General features: G+C 67.8%; 15 protein-coding genes. 12 read left to right on the top strand and 3 right to left on the bottom strand.

The genetic code is table 11. The features are described 5' to 3' along the window. Positions 1-7 precede the first annotated feature (7 nt). From folB to ABD243_RS02040, 8 genes are all read left to right on the top strand, one after another. Positions 8-367 (top strand): dihydroneopterin aldolase, encoded by a 360-nt coding sequence (gene folB, locus ABD243_RS02075; RefSeq protein WP_116765443.1) that lies wholly within the window; start codon positions 8-10, stop codon positions 365-367. Further along, positions 364-933: a 2-amino-4-hydroxy-6-hydroxymethyldihydropteridine diphosphokinase gene (folK, locus tag ABD243_RS02070; RefSeq protein ID WP_344361499.1), complete on the top strand. Its 570-nt coding sequence runs from the start codon at positions 364-366 to the stop codon at positions 931-933. The genes folB and folK overlap by 4 nt, the downstream gene beginning before the upstream one ends. After that, the gene (locus ABD243_RS02065) at positions 930-1,454 is read left to right on the top strand and encodes a DUF3180 domain-containing protein (RefSeq protein WP_116765445.1); all 525 of its coding nucleotides are present in this window, start codon (positions 930-932) and stop codon (positions 1,452-1,454) included. Before folK ends, ABD243_RS02065 begins: the two co-directional genes overlap by 4 nt. After that, entirely contained in the window at positions 1,435-1,947 is a 513-nt protein-coding gene (locus ABD243_RS02060; RefSeq protein ID WP_344361496.1) for a PH domain-containing protein, read from the top strand. Before ABD243_RS02065 ends, ABD243_RS02060 begins: the two co-directional genes overlap by 20 nt. Positions 1,948-1,965: 18 nt before the next feature. Continuing rightward, positions 1,966-3,636, top strand: a complete 1,671-nt coding sequence (locus tag ABD243_RS02055) for a PH domain-containing protein (RefSeq protein ID WP_344361493.1) — start codon at positions 1,966-1,968, stop codon at positions 3,634-3,636. Continuing rightward, positions 3,629-4,549, top strand: coding sequence for a Rossmann-like and DUF2520 domain-containing protein (locus tag ABD243_RS02050; RefSeq protein WP_344361491.1), 921 nt, complete (start codon positions 3,629-3,631; stop codon positions 4,547-4,549). The genes ABD243_RS02055 and ABD243_RS02050 overlap by 8 nt, the downstream gene beginning before the upstream one ends. A gap of 1 nt (position 4,550) precedes the next feature. After that, the gene (panC, locus tag ABD243_RS02045; protein WP_344361488.1) at positions 4,551-5,453 is read left to right on the top strand and encodes a pantoate--beta-alanine ligase; all 903 of its coding nucleotides are present in this window, start codon (positions 4,551-4,553) and stop codon (positions 5,451-5,453) included. A gap of 193 nt (positions 5,454-5,646) precedes the next feature. Beyond that, positions 5,647-7,143: an MDR family MFS transporter gene (locus tag ABD243_RS02040; protein ID WP_344361486.1), complete on the top strand. Its 1,497-nt coding sequence runs from the start codon at positions 5,647-5,649 to the stop codon at positions 7,141-7,143. A 104-nt stretch (positions 7,144-7,247) separates the two neighbouring features. Here ABD243_RS02040 and ABD243_RS02035 read toward each other — a convergent pair whose 3' ends face one another. Genes ABD243_RS02035 through ABD243_RS02025 form a run of 3 tightly spaced genes read right to left on the bottom strand, consistent with a single transcriptional unit; the run spans position 7,248 to position 9,848 of the window. Next, positions 7,248-8,081 carry an alpha/beta fold hydrolase gene (locus ABD243_RS02035; protein ID WP_091255496.1) on the bottom strand — a complete coding sequence of 278 codons (834 nt, stop codon included), beginning with the start codon at positions 8,079-8,081 and terminating at the stop codon, positions 7,248-7,250. Positions 8,082-8,140: 59 nt separating this feature from the next. Next, positions 8,141-8,767: a thymidine kinase gene (locus ABD243_RS02030; RefSeq protein ID WP_116765451.1), complete on the bottom strand. Its 627-nt coding sequence runs from the start codon at positions 8,765-8,767 to the stop codon at positions 8,141-8,143. Positions 8,768-8,825: 58 nt separating this feature from the next. Then, on the bottom strand, positions 8,826-9,848 hold the full coding sequence (locus ABD243_RS02025) for an alpha/beta fold hydrolase (RefSeq protein WP_344361481.1): 1,023 nt from the start codon (positions 9,846-9,848) through the stop codon (positions 8,826-8,828). A 120-nt stretch (positions 9,849-9,968) separates the two neighbouring features. On the opposite strand from ABD243_RS02025, the gene lysS reads away from it, so the two are divergent. From lysS to ABD243_RS02005, 4 genes are all read left to right on the top strand, one after another. After that, positions 9,969-11,501 carry a lysine--tRNA ligase gene (gene lysS / locus ABD243_RS02020; protein ID WP_344361478.1) on the top strand — a complete coding sequence of 511 codons (1,533 nt, stop codon included), beginning with the start codon at positions 9,969-9,971 and terminating at the stop codon, positions 11,499-11,501. A 2-nt stretch (positions 11,502-11,503) separates the two neighbouring features. Next, positions 11,504-11,686: a hypothetical protein gene (locus ABD243_RS02015; protein ID WP_344361475.1), complete on the top strand. Its 183-nt coding sequence runs from the start codon at positions 11,504-11,506 to the stop codon at positions 11,684-11,686. Between the two features lie 153 nt (positions 11,687-11,839). Beyond that, positions 11,840-12,166, top strand: coding sequence for a histone-like nucleoid-structuring protein Lsr2 (locus ABD243_RS02010; protein WP_091255487.1), 327 nt, complete (start codon positions 11,840-11,842; stop codon positions 12,164-12,166). A gap of 352 nt (positions 12,167-12,518) precedes the next feature. Further along, on the top strand, positions 12,519-15,011 hold the full coding sequence (locus ABD243_RS02005) for an ATP-dependent Clp protease ATP-binding subunit (RefSeq protein WP_116765455.1): 2,493 nt from the start codon (positions 12,519-12,521) through the stop codon (positions 15,009-15,011). Positions 15,012-15,021: the final 10 nt, after the last annotated feature.

The raw sequence follows: 15,021 nt of genomic DNA, 5'->3' as shown, positions 1-15,021 counted from the left end.
CGGCGTCATGGACCAGATCACGCTGCGCGGCGTCACCGCCGTCGGCCATCATGGAGTGTTCGACTTCGAGCGCCGCGACGGCCAGCCGTTCGTCGTTGACGCGGTGCTGCACCTTGACTTCAGCAAGGCTGCAGCGTCGGACGACGTCCTGGACACAGCACATTACGGCGAAGTCGCCGGCTGCATCCGGGACTGGATCACGGGAGAGCCGCTGAACCTGATCGAGGCACTGGCCGTGCGGATTGCCGACGACGTCCTGCAGAAGTTCCGCGTGGCCGCCGTGGACATCACCGTGCACAAGCCGAAGGCCCCGATCGAGGTCGAGTTCGGCGATGTCTCCGTCAGCGTGCACCGGAGACGCACATGAGCCCGCTCTACACCCGCGCGGTGATCGCGCTCGGCAGCAACCTGGGTGAGCGCAGCGACACGCTGTCCGCCGCCGTCGCCGATCTCGTCGACCCGCCGGAAGTACGCCTCCTGGCCATCTCGCCGATCGTCCAGACGAAGGCCGTGGGCGGCCCGGCGGATCAGCCCGACTTCCTGAACATGGTGATTGCGGTCGAGACGTCCCTGCCGCCTCGAGAACTGCTGCGGCACTGCCACGCCGTGGAACAGAAGCACCTGCGGGTGCGTGAGGTCCGGTGGGGACCGCGGACCCTGGACGTGGACATCATCACCTACGGTGACCTGGTGAGTTCCGACCCCGAGCTCACCCTGCCACACCCCCGGGCCGCGGAACGGGCGTTCGTGCTCTACCCGTGGTCACTGATCGATCCCGCGGCTGAGCTCAACGGCCAACGCGTGGGCGAGCTCGCCGCCAAAGCCGACGATTTCGCCGACCTCGCACCGTTTGACGGCTTCCGGCCCCCGGCCCCCGCGGACGTCACAGGCGCAGACGCCGCCGGCGTCCCCGGTAGGGTGGACCGGCCGTGAAGCTGACCAACCCCCTGCTCCTGCTGGCCATTGCTGTTGTCCTGGCCGTGGCGGGCTGGTTCGCCACCGTGATGGCCGGCCGCTACAGCCTGGCCACCCCCGTCCTGCCGCTCACCGGGCTACTGACCATGGGCGTGATCGTGGTGCTCACCCTCGTGCTGGGCATCCGCGTGCTGCGCTGGCGCAACGGCAAGAAGAAGAAAATCCTCAACCCCATCCTCGCGGCGTGGACCCTGGTCCTGGCCCAGGCCTGCGCCTACACCGGCACGGTCCTGCTGGGCTGGCACGCGGGAATCGTGATCGAGCAGCTGCGGCTGTGGAACCTGCGCAGCAACCAGGACATCACCTGGCAGGCCCTTGCGATGGCCGGCGGCGGGCTGATCATGGTGGTCGTGGGGCTGGTCGTCGAGCGGTTCTGCCGGATTCCGCCCGAGGACGGCGACGCCGAATCCGGGCACGAGGTGCAGGGAAAGCGCAACAAGCCCTCCGCAGAAGGCGAATATGCCTACCGAAGCGATTGACCCGCCGGGCATCGACTGGCTCAGGGTGTCACCGAAGTACGTCACCGTGCGCCTCGCGGAGTGGGCGCTGGGCAACCTGATCGCAGTGGTCCTGCTGTCGCTTCCCCTGGTGCTGGTACTCAACGGCGCCTGGACGTGGCCGCCGCTTTGGCTGGCCGTTGCCGTTCCCGCCGTCTGGCTGCTTCTGGCGGTCTGGCGGCTCGTCCTGATTCCCCGGCAGGTGCGCTCGATCGGCTACGCCGAGCGTGACGATGACCTCCTGGTCCGCCGTGGCATCTTCTTCCAACGAACCCTTGTGGTCCCCTATGGGCGGATGCAGTATGTGGACATCGCGGTGGGACCCGTCGAACGCCCACTGGGCCTGTGCACCCTGAAGCTGCACACGGCGTCCGCCGGGACCAACGCTGAGATCCCCGGACTGCCCGCCGGCGAGGGAGCCCGGCTCCGCGAACAGCTGTCCGCCCGCGGCGAAGCCCGTCTGGCCGGGCTGTGACGGGAAGGCCATGACGGCATGGCGCTGACACCGGAGGGTCTCCCGGCGGCGCGGGAGCCGGGAACCGGCCCCGGTTCGGGAGACACCGGTGCCGCGGGGGAAACCGGCCCCGGTTCGGGAGACACCCGTACCGCCGACGCCGGCTGGCTGCGTGTCCACCCGGGATCGCCGTTCGTCCGCGGCTGGGTGGCAGTGGCCGCGCTGTTCTTCTTCTTCGGAAGGGACTCCTTCGAACGGCTGCTCCAGGGCGGCCCGGTCTTTGACGAGCGGTTCGCCGGCCGTGCGCCGTGGTTGTTGCTCGGCGGCGGCACCCTCCTGCTGCTGACCGTGCTCGGCTTCGTCCTGAGCTGGTACTTCACCCGCTACCAGGTGGCGGACGGGTACGTCCGGGTCAACACCGGGTTCCTGTTCAGGCAGCAGCGCCAGGCCCGGCTGGACCGGGTGCAGGCCATCGACGTCGTGCAGCCCCTGCTGGCCCGGATTTTCGGCCTGGCGGAACTCAGGTTCGAAGTCGCCGACGCCGGAGAATCCGCTGTGCACCTGGCCTACCTGCGTGCGGACGAGGCCCGCCAGCTCCGCGCGACAATCCTCGCCGGTGCCTCCGGTGCCTCCGGTGCCTCCGGTGCCTCCGGTGGGACGCTGTCGCCGTCGCAGGCGACGGAACCGGGGCAACCGGGGGCCGCCGCTGTTGAGGCACCGGAACGGACCGTCCTGACCGTGCCGCCGGCGCGCCTGATGGGCTCAGTGCTCCTGAGTGAACAAGGCCTGGCCATCGTGGCCGGCGGCGTCGCCTCCGTGCTGCTGTCCGCCATCACCGAAAACCGCAGCTTCACGGTTTTCCTGATCCCCGCCGTGATCGGACTCGCCGCCTCCTACTGGTCCTCGTTCAACAAGGGCTACAACTTCACCGCCGCCGTTTCCCCGGACGGCATCCGGCTGCGCTACGGCCTGCTGGACACCCAGGCGCAGACCGTGCCGCCGGGCAGGATCCAGGCCTTGAAGATCAGCCAGCCGCCGCTGTGGCGGTTGTTCGGCTGGTACCGGATCCAGATCAATGTGGCCGGCTACGGCCTGGCCGGAAGCGCCCGGGAAGGCTCCCACCGGACCACCCTGCTGCCGGTGGGATCCCTCACCGACGTCCTGAAACTCCTCTCCCTGGTGCTCCCGGACCCCGGAACCGCGGACCCGGCGGGCGTCTTCACGGCAGGAATCAACGGACTCGCGGACCCAACCGGAACACGGGACGCCGGAGCACAGGAAACAGCGGCCCGGCAGGACGCCGACGGCGGCTTCGTCACCACGCCGCGCCGGGCCCGGCTTCTGGCACCGCTGGGCTGGCGGCGGAACGGCTTCACCGCAACGGAGACCGCACTGCTGCTGAGATCCGGACGGTGGTGGCGGAACCTCGTTGTGGTGCCGCACCAGCGCACCCAGTCGATGGCGCTGCAGCAGGGGCCGCTCGCCCGCAGGTTCCGGGTGGCGGACCTGGTCCTGCACACCACCGCGGGCCCGGTCGCCCCGCGGCTCATCCAGGTCGGCCTCGATGAGGCCCGGGCCCTCCTGGATGCCCAGGCCGCCCGCGCCCGCGCCGCACGCAAGCGCCAAACGAGCGAACACTGGATGGAACCAACCACGCAGCCCGCGCAATCACCCGCACCAGACACTCAGGAAGGCCCGCATCATGGCTAAACCAGGACGCCTCGGCGTCGGAATCATCGGTGCAGGGAAGGTCGGTGCCGTCCTGGGGGCGGCGCTGCGCGGAGCCGAGCACGCCGTCATTGGGGTGTCCGCCGTGTCGGACGCCAGCCGCGAACGCGCCGAAACACTCTTGCCGGGCGTGCCCATCCTGGAAGTGCAGGACATCGTGGAGCGCGCCGAACTGGTCCTGCTCGCCGTCCCGGATGACGCCCTCGGCCCCCTCGTGGACGGCCTTGCCAAGCTGGGCGCCTGGCAGCCCGGCCAGCTCGTGGCGCACACCTCCGGACGCTTCGGCGTCGGGATCCTGCACCCGGTCCGCGCCGCCGGCGCCGTGCCGCTCGCCCTGCACCCGGCCATGACGTTCACGGGCATGAGCCTGGACCTCACCCGGCTCCTGGACTGCACCTTCGGCGTCACGGCCGACGCCGCGATGCTGCCGATCGCCCAGGCACTCGTCGTCGAAATGGGTGCCGAACCCGTCGCTATTGCAGAAGCCGACCGCGTCCTGTACCACGCTGCCCTGGCGCATGGCGCGAACCATCTGGTCACGCTCGTGGCGCAGGCCTCGCAGCTGCTCCGCGACGTCGGCGTCGAAGCCCCGGACCGGATGCTGGGCCCGCTGCTCCGCGCCACGCTGGAGAACGCGCTCGCCTCCGGCGAATCGGCCCTGACCGGGCCCGTGGCCCGCGGCGACACCGGCACGGTCGCCGCGCACGCCGGTGCCCTCCGCGAGTACGACGGCGGCTCAGGCGGCGATATTCTGGAGGCGTACCTGGCCATGGCCCGGGCGACAGCCCGCCGGGCAGGGAGCCGCGGGCTCTTGAAGCCGGACCAACTCGACGGCATCGAACAGGCGCTCCGCGGCCCCGACCAGAACGGGACCCGCGCCCCGGAAGGACCCTGACATGGCAATCCAACTCGTCACCACCGCTGCCCAGCTCCGCGCCGCAAGCGCCCGGCTGCTGGCGCAGAAGGGCGGCACATCCCAGGGGCTGGTGCCCACGATGGGCGCCCTGCACGAGGGGCACGCCCAGCTGGCCCGCACCGCCGTCGTCCAGAACGACGTCGTCGTGGCCAGCATCTTCGTCAACCCGCTGCAATTCGGCGAGGCCGCGGACCTGGACCGGTACCCCCGGACGCTGGAGGCCGACCTCGCCCTGCTTGACGCCGAAGGCGTTGACCTGGCGTTCGCGCCGGCGGTGGAGGAGGTCTACCCCGGCGGGGAGCCCCTCGTGCGGATCACGGCAGGGCCCCTGGGTGAAAAGTGGGAGGGTGCGTCCCGGCCCGGACACTTCGACGGCGCGCTGACCGTCGTCGCGAAACTGCTCCACTATGGCCTTCCGGGCGCCGGGCTTCCCGGCGGAGGCCAGCCGGCCTACCGCGCCTACTTTGGCCAGAAGGACGCCCAGCAGCTGGCCCTGGTCCAACGTATGGTGGCGGACCTGAATTTCCCGGTGGAGATCGTACCCGTGCCCATTGTGCGCTCGTCCGACGGACTGGCGCTGTCCAGCCGCAACCGCTTCCTCTCCGAGGACGAGCGCGGGGCCGCCCTGGTCCTCTCCCGGGCGTTGCGGCTCATCGAGGAGCGCGCCAACGCCCATCAGCCCCTCGACGTCGAGTCCGCGCAGGCCCTGGTCCGGTCCCAGCCGCTCGTGGAACTGGACTATTTCGAGGTCGTGGATCCGCGCACCCTCGAACCCCTCGCGGAGAACTGCAAGGAAACCCCGTTCCGCGGCGAAGCGCTGGCAATCATTGCGGCCAAGGTGGGTCCGGTGCGGCTGATCGACAACGTGCCGCTGGACGCCTGACACCAGCGGGACCAGCAAACAGCAACGTGGGGTCAGACACGGTCCATGCCGGGGCCGGATGTGACCCCGCGTTGCTTTTCCGGCGGTGGAATTCTGCTCCGGTGACGGGAATGCGCCCAGGGCTTAGACTGTTGCAACCTGCAGCAGCGCCGACGCTCGCCGGACCCACACCCAACGCCCTGAGGGAATTCCCATGTCAACAGACGTCTCTTCCAACAACGCCGGCGCCCCCGCGCCGGGCGCTGGTCCCGCCAGCCCGGGACCGACGCCGGCCGCGCCCGCCTCAGCTCCCGCGCCGGCCAAGATGTCGCGGGAGTCCGTCACCATCATCGTGACGTTGCTGGTGGCCACGTTCGTCGTGATCCTCAACGAGACGATCATGAACGTGGCCCTGCAGCGGCTGATGGTGGACCTCGGTGCTGACGCCCCCACCGTGCAGTGGCTGTCCACCGGTTTCATGCTCACCATGGCGGTCGTGATTCCCACCACCGGGTTCATCCTGCAGCGGCTGTCCACCCGTGCCGTGTTCCTGCTGGCCATGGGGCTGTTCTCCGGTGGAACTCTGCTGGCCGCCGTCGCCCCGGGCTTCGAAGTCCTGTTGCTGGCCCGCATCGTCCAGGCCGGCGGCACGGCCATCATGCTGCCGCTGCTCATGACCACCATCCTCACGCTCGTGCCGCTGGAACGCCGCGGCGCCGTCATGGGCAACGTCAGCATCGCCATCTCGGTGGCGCCGGCACTCGGCCCCACGGTTTCCGGCCTGATCCTCCAGCACTTTTCCTGGCGGTTCATGTTCGTCTTCGTGCTGCCGATCGCGCTCGCCGCACTTGCCATCGGGGCCAGGTACCTGACCAACATCGGCGAGACGGAGAAAACCCGGCTTGATGCCCTCTCGGTAGTGCTGACGGTCCCGGCGTTCGGCGGCCTCGTGTATGGCCTCAGCCAGATCGGCGGCGGCGACGCCGGATCCCGCACGCCCGCCGTGCTGGCGCTGGCCGCTGGAGTGCTGGCCCTGGCAGCGTTCGTCCTGCGCCAGCTGAAGCTGCAGAAGAGCGACCGGCCCCTGCTGGACCTGCGCGCGTTTACCTTCCGGATGTTCACGGTGTCCGTACTCCTGCTGGTCGTGGCCATGGTCGCATTGTTCGGCGCGGTAATCCTGCTGCCGTTGTACCTGCAGGAAATCCGCGGCCTGAAGTCGCTCGAGACCGGCCTGGTGCTGCTTCCGGGCGGCCTGGCCATGGGCCTGCTGGGGCCCTTCATCGGCCGCGTTTTCGACAAGATCGGCCCCCTGCCGCTGACGGTGACGGGCTCGGTCATGATGGTGCTGTCCCTGTGGCAGTTCTCCATGCTGGACGCCGCGTCACCGGTGGGGTGGATCATTGCCTTGCATGTGACCCTGAGCCTGGGCCTCGCGCTCGTGTTCACCCCGGCCTTCACGACCGGCCTGAACCCGTTGCCCCCGCACCTGTACTCCCACGGCTCGGCCATCATGAGCACCCTGCAGCAAGTGGCCGGCGCCGCCGGCACTGCGCTCCTGGTCTCGATCTATGCGTTCGTGGCCGCAGCCTCGGGCATGGTGGCCGGCATGCATGCGGCGTTCCTGACGGCAGCCGTCATAGCGCTCGGCGCCGTCGTGCTGTCCGCCATGATGCGCAAGACCGCAGGCGTGGCACAGCCCGTCGCGCACTAGCCGCAATTGACAAGCAACGCGGGGTCACCTCGCGGCCATGTCCGGACTTCCGGGACGGGCGCGAAGTGGCCCCGCGTTGCTTCGTGGGTGTTGGTGGCCGGGAGTCAGCCGGCGTAGAACGCGCTGAGTTCGGCGATGAGCTTGTCCGGTGCCTTGTTGACGCCGTCGTGGCCCATGCCCGGCAGGATCGTGTAGCTGGATCCGGAGAGGACGTCGTGGATCTGGGCGCAGGCCACACCGAAGTAGGCAGGGCTCTTTTCGCCGACGATGATCAGCGTCTCAAGCGGCAGTTCCAGGAACGGCTCCGCCGGCATGTCCGCCGCGATGATCGCCTTGATCTCCCGCACACCTGTCTGCATAAGGTCGCGCAGCTGCTTGCCGATCGGGGTGCCCGCCGAAAGCTTGTTCGCCAGCGTCAGCATGGACAACGGCATCCGGGACAGGGCGCTCCCGGTTTCCAAGCCCTTGAGCAGGACGGCAAGGGCGCGGTCGTCGTCGCCGGCCGCCGTCGCCCGCTCGTATTCTGGCGTCCAGTCCGCCGTGACGCTGTGGTTGACCGACACGGCGGGGTCGTAGACCGCCAGGCGTTCCACCGGCAGGGTGCGGGCCGCGTGCAGGGCCACCGCACCGCCGAAGCTGTGGCCGAAGACGTCCGTGCTGGACGTGTGCTTCATGACGGCGTCGAGGTCGTGGATGTCCACGTCCAGGGTGTAGTCCTCCGGCTGCGGGGATGACGAGCCGCGTCCGCGCCGGTTGAAGGTGTGCACCGGCCGGCCCAGCGATGCGCTGAGCTTCTGCGCGAAACGCGTGTAATCGGCGGCCGTCACCATCGAGGCCGGCACGACGACGATGCCCGAGCCCGCCGAGGCAAGCTCGGCGCCCGTGCTGAAAAGCTCGATCGTTCCGCCGTCGGGGGTTCTGATGTTCTCGCGGGTCATGCTCCGAGCCTAGCCGAGCACACGCCGCCATGCAGTAGACGGTGCACTAAGTCCCGGTGCTAGTTGCCCAGCCGGCCGCCGGAGACCTCGAGGTAGCAGGCGCCGCAGAGCGACTCGTACCAGACGTCCTGGCCGTCGATCGCCACCTGGTCGCCGTCGAAAACCACATGGTCCCCGATCCGGCGGGTGTTGAAGATGGCCTTGCGTCCGCAGCGGCAGATGGTCTTGAGCTCTTCGAGGGTGTGCGCAATTTCCAGCAGCCGCAGCGAACCGGGGAAGGCCCGGGTCCGGAAGTCGGTGCGGATGCCGTACGCCAGCACGGGGACGTTGTCCAGGACCGCAATGCGGAAGAGGTCGTCCACCTGCGCCGGTTCCAGGAACTGCGCCTCGTCCACCAGCAGGCAGGCCACGGGCGAGGTCTCCACGTGCTGCAGCAGGGCATCGGGATCGTCCCCATGGGCCTGGGCCGTAAAGAGGTCGCGGGCTGACGCGCCGGCGGGGATCAGGAAGTCCACCGAACGGGTCATGCCAAGGCGGGACACGACGTCGGCGTCGCCCTTGGTGTCCACGTCCGGCTTGGCCAGAAGCACCCGCTGTCCGCGTTCTTCATAGTTGAACGCCGCCTGCAGCAGCCCCGTGGATTTGCCGGAGTTCATGGCGCCGTAGCGGAAATAGAGCTTGGCCAAGGGGGTCCTTTCGAAAGGGTCGCCCCCGATTCTAACGGCAGGCCGCGCTAGCGGCCTGTCAGCGGTCCGGCCCGGGCCGCCGCGTTCGGCCGGGGATCCGCCCGGGGATGCGTCCGTAGATGCCGGGCATGCCGCCAGCCATTGTTCCGGTAATGCTGCCTATCCCTCGGCCCGTAGCCGTGGACGCAGCACCGGGCCCGCCGAGGAGGAACCGCGCTGCCCGCAGGGCCAGCCTGTTGCCGGGCCGGATGGGGCCCTCGTGGAGCTGCCCGGGAACGACGGCGAAGGTCAGCGCGGGGACGGCGGCGGCGAGTTGGCGGCCCGTCTCGGCGAAGTACGCCGGGCTCCAGCCGCCGCTGAGCATCAGCGTGGGGGTGGTGATGGAGGTGAAATCGGCGACCTCGGCGTCGGCATCAAGCACGGCCCGCATCTCGGCGACGGCCGTGGGCAGCAGTTCCCGCATTTCGGCGCCCAGGCTGGTCCTCGCCGAGACGATGCTCAGCATGCGCAGCGCGCCCAGCGGCAGCCGGGACACCGGGCCGGCCGTCTCCAGGCCCTGCACCAAATGGGCCCAGGCCTCGTCAAGCTTGCCGGCAGCCACCGACCGCTCAAGCTCGGGCCGCCAGCGCCGGCTGAGGTTCCCCGAAAGGCTGACGGCCGCGTCATAGGTCACCATCCTGCGGATAGGCAGGCTCCGGGCGGCCTGGAGGGCCACAAACCCGCCATAGCTGTGGGCCACGACGTCGCTGGCGCCGGTCTCGCGCAGCACCGCTGCCAGGTCGGCAATCTCCGTGGCCGCCGAATAGTCTGCCGGCTGGGGGGAGGAACCGGCGCGCCCCCGCCGGTTGTAGCAGTGCACCGGCCGGCCCAGCAGCCGGCTGAGCTTTCGGGCAAAGGGCCGGTAGAGCGCATCGGTCACCAGCGTCCCGTGCACGACGACGACGCCGGATCCAGCGCCGGGTCCAGCGCCGGTTGTGGCCCCCGCGGCGGCCGATCCGCCCGGCCCGGGCGTCTCCGGCCGGAACGTATGCAGCTCGAGGTGCCCCTCGCCGTCGTCAGTCTTCACGGTCCACGTCTCCACAGCCCTGAGTCTATTCCCGCACCCGGACTGCGCAGTCAACGCCCGGCCGAACTTGCCGGGACCTGTCCGGGACCCGACCGGGACCTGACCGGGTGGAAATCGACGGTAAACTTGGGGATTGTGACTTCCCAAAACACCCCTGCCCCGCACAACGCCGCCGAGCCGCACGATGCCAGCGAACAGACGCGCATCCGCATGGAGAAGCGCGCCAAGCTGATCGAACGCGGCGTCGAGGCTTATCCGGTGGGTGTCGAGCGTACGCACTCGCTCACGGAAATCCGCGAGAAATACGCCCACCTGCAGGCCGACGAAACCACCGGCGACGTCGTCGGCGTGACCGGCCGCATTGTCTTCGTCCGCAACACGGGCAAGCTCTGCTTCGCTACCCTCCAGGAGGGCGGCCTGGACGGCAAGGCGGTCCGGCTGCAGGTCATGCTGAGCCTGGCCAACATCGGTGAGGAGGCGCTCGCGGACTGGAAGTCCCTCGTGGACCTCGGCGACCACGTCTTCATCACCGGCGAGGTCATCTCCTCACGCCGCGGCGAGCTGTCCGTCATGGCGGACTCCTGGACCATGGCCTCGAAGGCGCTGCGCCCGCTGCCCGTGCTGCACGCGGGGCTGAACGAGGAAACCCGTGTCCGCCAGCGCTACGTGGACCTCATTGTCCGTGACGAAGCCCGCGAGATGGTTTACACCCGCGCCGCGATCACACGCTCCATCCGCGAAACCCTGCACCGCCAGGGCTACGTCGAGGTGGAAACCCCCATGCTGCAACTGGTTCACGGCGGCGCCACGGCCCGTCCCTTCGAGACGCACATGAACGCCTTCGACCAGAAGATGACCCTGCGCATCGCCACCGAGCTCTACCTCAAGCGCACGGTGGTCGGCGGGATCGACCGCGTCTATGACATGGGCCGGGTCTTCCGCAACGAAGGCGTCGACTCCACCCACAGCCCCGAGTTCACCACCTTGGAATCCTACGAGGCCTGGGCCGACCAGTTCGTCATGGCGGACCGGATCAAGGAGATCATCCTGGACGCCGCCGACGCCGCCGGCGTGGGCCGGGTCCTGCAGACGGAAGCCGGGGAGATCAACCTCGACGGCGACTGGGCCTGGATGGCGGTTTACCCGGGGCTCTCCGAATTCGTCGGCCGGGAAATCACCCCCGACACCACGGTCTCTGAACTGCTGGAACTGGCCGCCAAGCACGAGGTCAAGGTGGACGCCGCCTGGGACGCCGAGAAACTGGTCGTCGAACTCTTCGGCGAGCTGGTGGAGCCCACTCTGCTCAACCCCACGTTCGTCTACGACTATCCGCCGTCCGCCCAGCCGCTGGCCCGCCATCACCGCGAGGACGGCCGCTTGATCGAGGCATGGGACCTCATCATCGGCGGCATGGAGCGCGGCACGGCGTTCTCCGAACTGATCGATCCTGTGATCCAGCGCGAACGGCTCACCGAGCAGTCCCGCCGCTCCGCCGCGGGCGATGTCGAGGCCATGCAGCTGGATGAAGACTTCCTCCGCGCGCTCGAGTACGGCGCGCCGCCCATGGGCGGGATCGGACTGGGCATCGACCGCCTCGTCATGCTCTTCACCGGCGCCGGCATCCGCGAGACCATCCTCTTCCCCCTGTTGAAGCCTGAAGGGCACTGAGCATGGACTACATCGCCGTATTGGTGCCCCCCATCGTGGTGGGCCTGCTTTTCTGGTTTGCCATGAAATCCATATTCAATGCCGATAAATCGGAGCGCCAGGCAGAAGCCCGCGCTCAGGCCGAAGCGGACGCTCGAGCGGAAGCTCAAAACCCGGGACAGGAATCCGGGCCCGCCAGGGGCTAATTCCCCTGAATGGGGCAATAGTCCCTATTGCTGTGAGCGGGTTTCCTTTGACCGGAGTTATACGCTTTGACTCTCTGCTGTAACCCGGAGGATACTTTTTACAGATACATCCTGCTTTTCTAAACGCTCGTCCTTTTGGAAAGAGAGTCATTTATGGCACAGAAAGTGAAAATCATCCTCGTTGATGATCTGGATGGGGGATCCGCGGACGAAACTGTCCGGTTTGGCCTGGACGGCGTGAGCTATGAAATAGACCTGTCGTCCGGCAATGCGTCAGACCTGCGTTCCGCCTTGGAGCGGTTTGTGGGGCATGCACGCAAGACATCAAGCGGCCGCGCCACGCGCACCAAAATTTCAAGCGGACGGAATCAGGACTCTGCCCAGATCCGTCAGTGGGCACGGGACAACGGCTATGCGGTAAACAGCCGCGGACGTATCCAGGCTGAAATTCAGGAAGCCTACCAAAAGGCTAATTCCTAGTCCGAACCTCCGTGCCAGGGCCAGTATCAATGGCCCTATCAAGTCTGCGCATCAAATGCTAATGCCCCCGTTATCTGACGGGGGCATTGCTATGCCGACGGCGGTATGTGCGGAACGGCGGCCCGGGCGCTCCCGGCGGGGCGGCCGGCGCCGCTGCGAGGGTGCCGCCGGACTGTTTCCCGGGTCCCGCGCCTGCGCTCGTCCGAACGGCCGCAGGCGGGATCCGTGTGGCATCCGGACAGCGTCCGGGCCGGGGAGCGCAACCCTTCGGTTTCCCCTGTGGCGAACAAGCCCCAAATCTGGAACCCGGGCACGTAGCATCAAAGTACGTCGTAGCTAGGAGTGTGGCGAAATGTTTGAGCGATTTACGGACCGTGCCCGTCGCGTAGTTGTGCTTGCCCAAGAAGAGGCACGCATGCTGAACCACAATTACATTGGTACCGAACACATCCTCTTGGGTCTGATCCATGAGGGTGAAGGTGTTGCTGCCAAAGCCCTTGAATCCTTGAGCATTTCGCTCGACGGTGTCCGCGAGCAGGTGCAGGAGATCATCGGCCAGGGCCAGCAGGCCCCGTCCGGACACATCCCCTTCACCCCGCGCGCCAAGAAGGTCCTGGAGCTCTCGCTGCGCGAGGCCCTGCAGCTGGGCCATAACTACATCGGAACCGAGCACATCCTCCTCGGCCTCATCCGCGAGGGTGAAGGTGTGGCCGCCCAGGTGCTCGTCAAGCTCGGCGCCGACCTCAACCGGGTCCGCCAGCAGGTCATCCAGCTGCTGTCCGGCTACCAGGGCAAAGAGTCCACCGGAGCCGGCGTCGGTTCCAGCCAGGCCGAAGGCACCCCCGCGGGCTCCGTCGTCCTGGACCAGTTCGGGCGCAACCTGACCCAGGCGGCGCGCGAGAACAAGCTGGACCCGGTGATCGGCCGCGAGCAGGAAATGGAACGCGTCATGCAGGTCCTTTCCCGCCGCACCAAGAACAACCCGGTGCTGATCGGCGAGCCCGGCGTCGGCAAGACCGCCGTCGTCGAAGGCCTCGCCCAGGCGATCGTCCGTGGCGATGTCCCGGAGACCATCAAGGACAAGCAGCTGTACACCCTGGACCTCGGGTCCCTCGTGGCCGGCTCCCGCTACCGCGGTGACTTCGAAGAGCGCCTCAAGAAGGTTCTCAAGGAGATCCGCACCCGCGGCGACATCATCCTGTTCATCGATGAGATCCACACCCTAGTGGGTGCCGGTGCCGCCGAAGGCGCCATCGATGCGGCCTCGATCCTGAAGCCCATGCTGGCCCGCGGCGAGCTCCAGACCATCGGTGCCACCACGCTGGACGAATACCGCAAGCACATCGAAAAAGATGCAGCGCTGGAGCGCCGCTTCCAGCCGATCCAGGTCAAGGAACCCTCCGTTGCACACGCGATCGAGATCCTCAAGGGCCTCCGCGACCGGTACGAGGCGCACCACCGCGTCACCATTACCGACGGCGCCCTCGCCTCGGCCGCGGCCCTGTCCGAGCGCTACATCTCGGACCGCTTCCTGCCGGACAAGGCGATCGACCTGATCGACGAGGCCGGTGCGCGGCTGCGCATCCGACGCATGACCGCTCCGCCGGAGCTCAAAGTCATGGACGAGAAGATCGCCGCCATGAAGCTGGAGAAGGAATCCGCCATTGACGCGCAGGACTTCGAAGGTGCCGCGTCGCTGCGTGACAAGGAGCAGAAGCTCATTGCCGAACGCGCCGAGAAGGAACGCCAGTGGAAGACCGGCGGCATGGACGACATCTCCGAGGTTGATGAGGATCTCATCGCCGAGGTGCTTGCGAACTCCACCGGCATCCCGGTCTTCAAGCTGACCGAGGAAGAGTCCTCGCGCCTGCTGAAGATGGAGGACGAGCTGCACAAGCGTGTGGTCGGCCAGAACGAGGCCATCAAGGCCCTGTCCCAGGCGATCCGGCGCACCCGTGCAGGCCTGAAGGACCCCAAGCGTCCGGGCGGTTCGTTCATCTTCGCCGGACCCACCGGCGTCGGCAAGACCGAGCTCGCCAAGGCCCTCGCGGAGTTCCTCTTCGGCGAGGAAGACGCGCTGATCACGCTGGACATGTCCGAGTACTCGGAGAAGCACACCGTGTCGCGGCTCTTCGGCGCCCCTCCGGGCTACGTGGGCTACGAAGAGGGAGGGCAGCTGACCGAGAAGGTCCGCCGTCGTCCGTTCTCCGTGGTCCTGTTCGACGAAGTGGAGAAGGCACACGCCGATCTCTTCAACTCGCTGCTGCAGATCCTGGAAGACGGCCGACTGACCGACTCGCAGGGCCGAGTGGTGGACTTCAAGAACACCGTGATCATCATGACCACCAACCTCGGCACCCGGGACATCTCCAAGAGCGTTGCCACCGGCTTCCAGTCGGGCACGGACACGCAGACCGGCTACAACCGGATGCGCGCCCGCGTCACCGAGGAGCTCAAGCAGCACTTCCGCCCCGAGTTCCTCAACCGTGTTGACGACGTTGTGGTCTTCCCGCAGCTGACCCAGGACGAGATCATCGAAATCGTAGACATGTTCGTGGCCCGGCTCGAGAAGCGCCTCAAGGACAAGGACATGGGCATCGAGCTCACGCCCGCGGCCAAGATCCTGCTCGCGACCCGCGGCTACGATCCCGCGATGGGTGCCCGGCCGCTGCGCCGCACCATCCAGCGCGAGATCGAGGACCAGCTCTCCGAGAAGATCCTCTTCGGCGAGCTGCACGCCGGAGACATCGTGGTGGTGGACGTCGAAGGCGAAGGCGACGACGCGAAGTTCACGTTCGCGGGCAACGCCAAGCCGCGCATCCCGGAGATCGCTCCGAGCGTCTAAGCAGCAATTC

This window comes from Arthrobacter humicola, from assembly GCF_039531445.1.
Lineage (GTDB): Bacteria > Actinomycetota > Actinomycetes > Actinomycetales > Micrococcaceae > Arthrobacter > Arthrobacter humicola.
The sequence above is the reverse complement of the archived record's forward strand: the minus strand, read 5'-3'. Positions and strand labels throughout refer to the sequence as shown.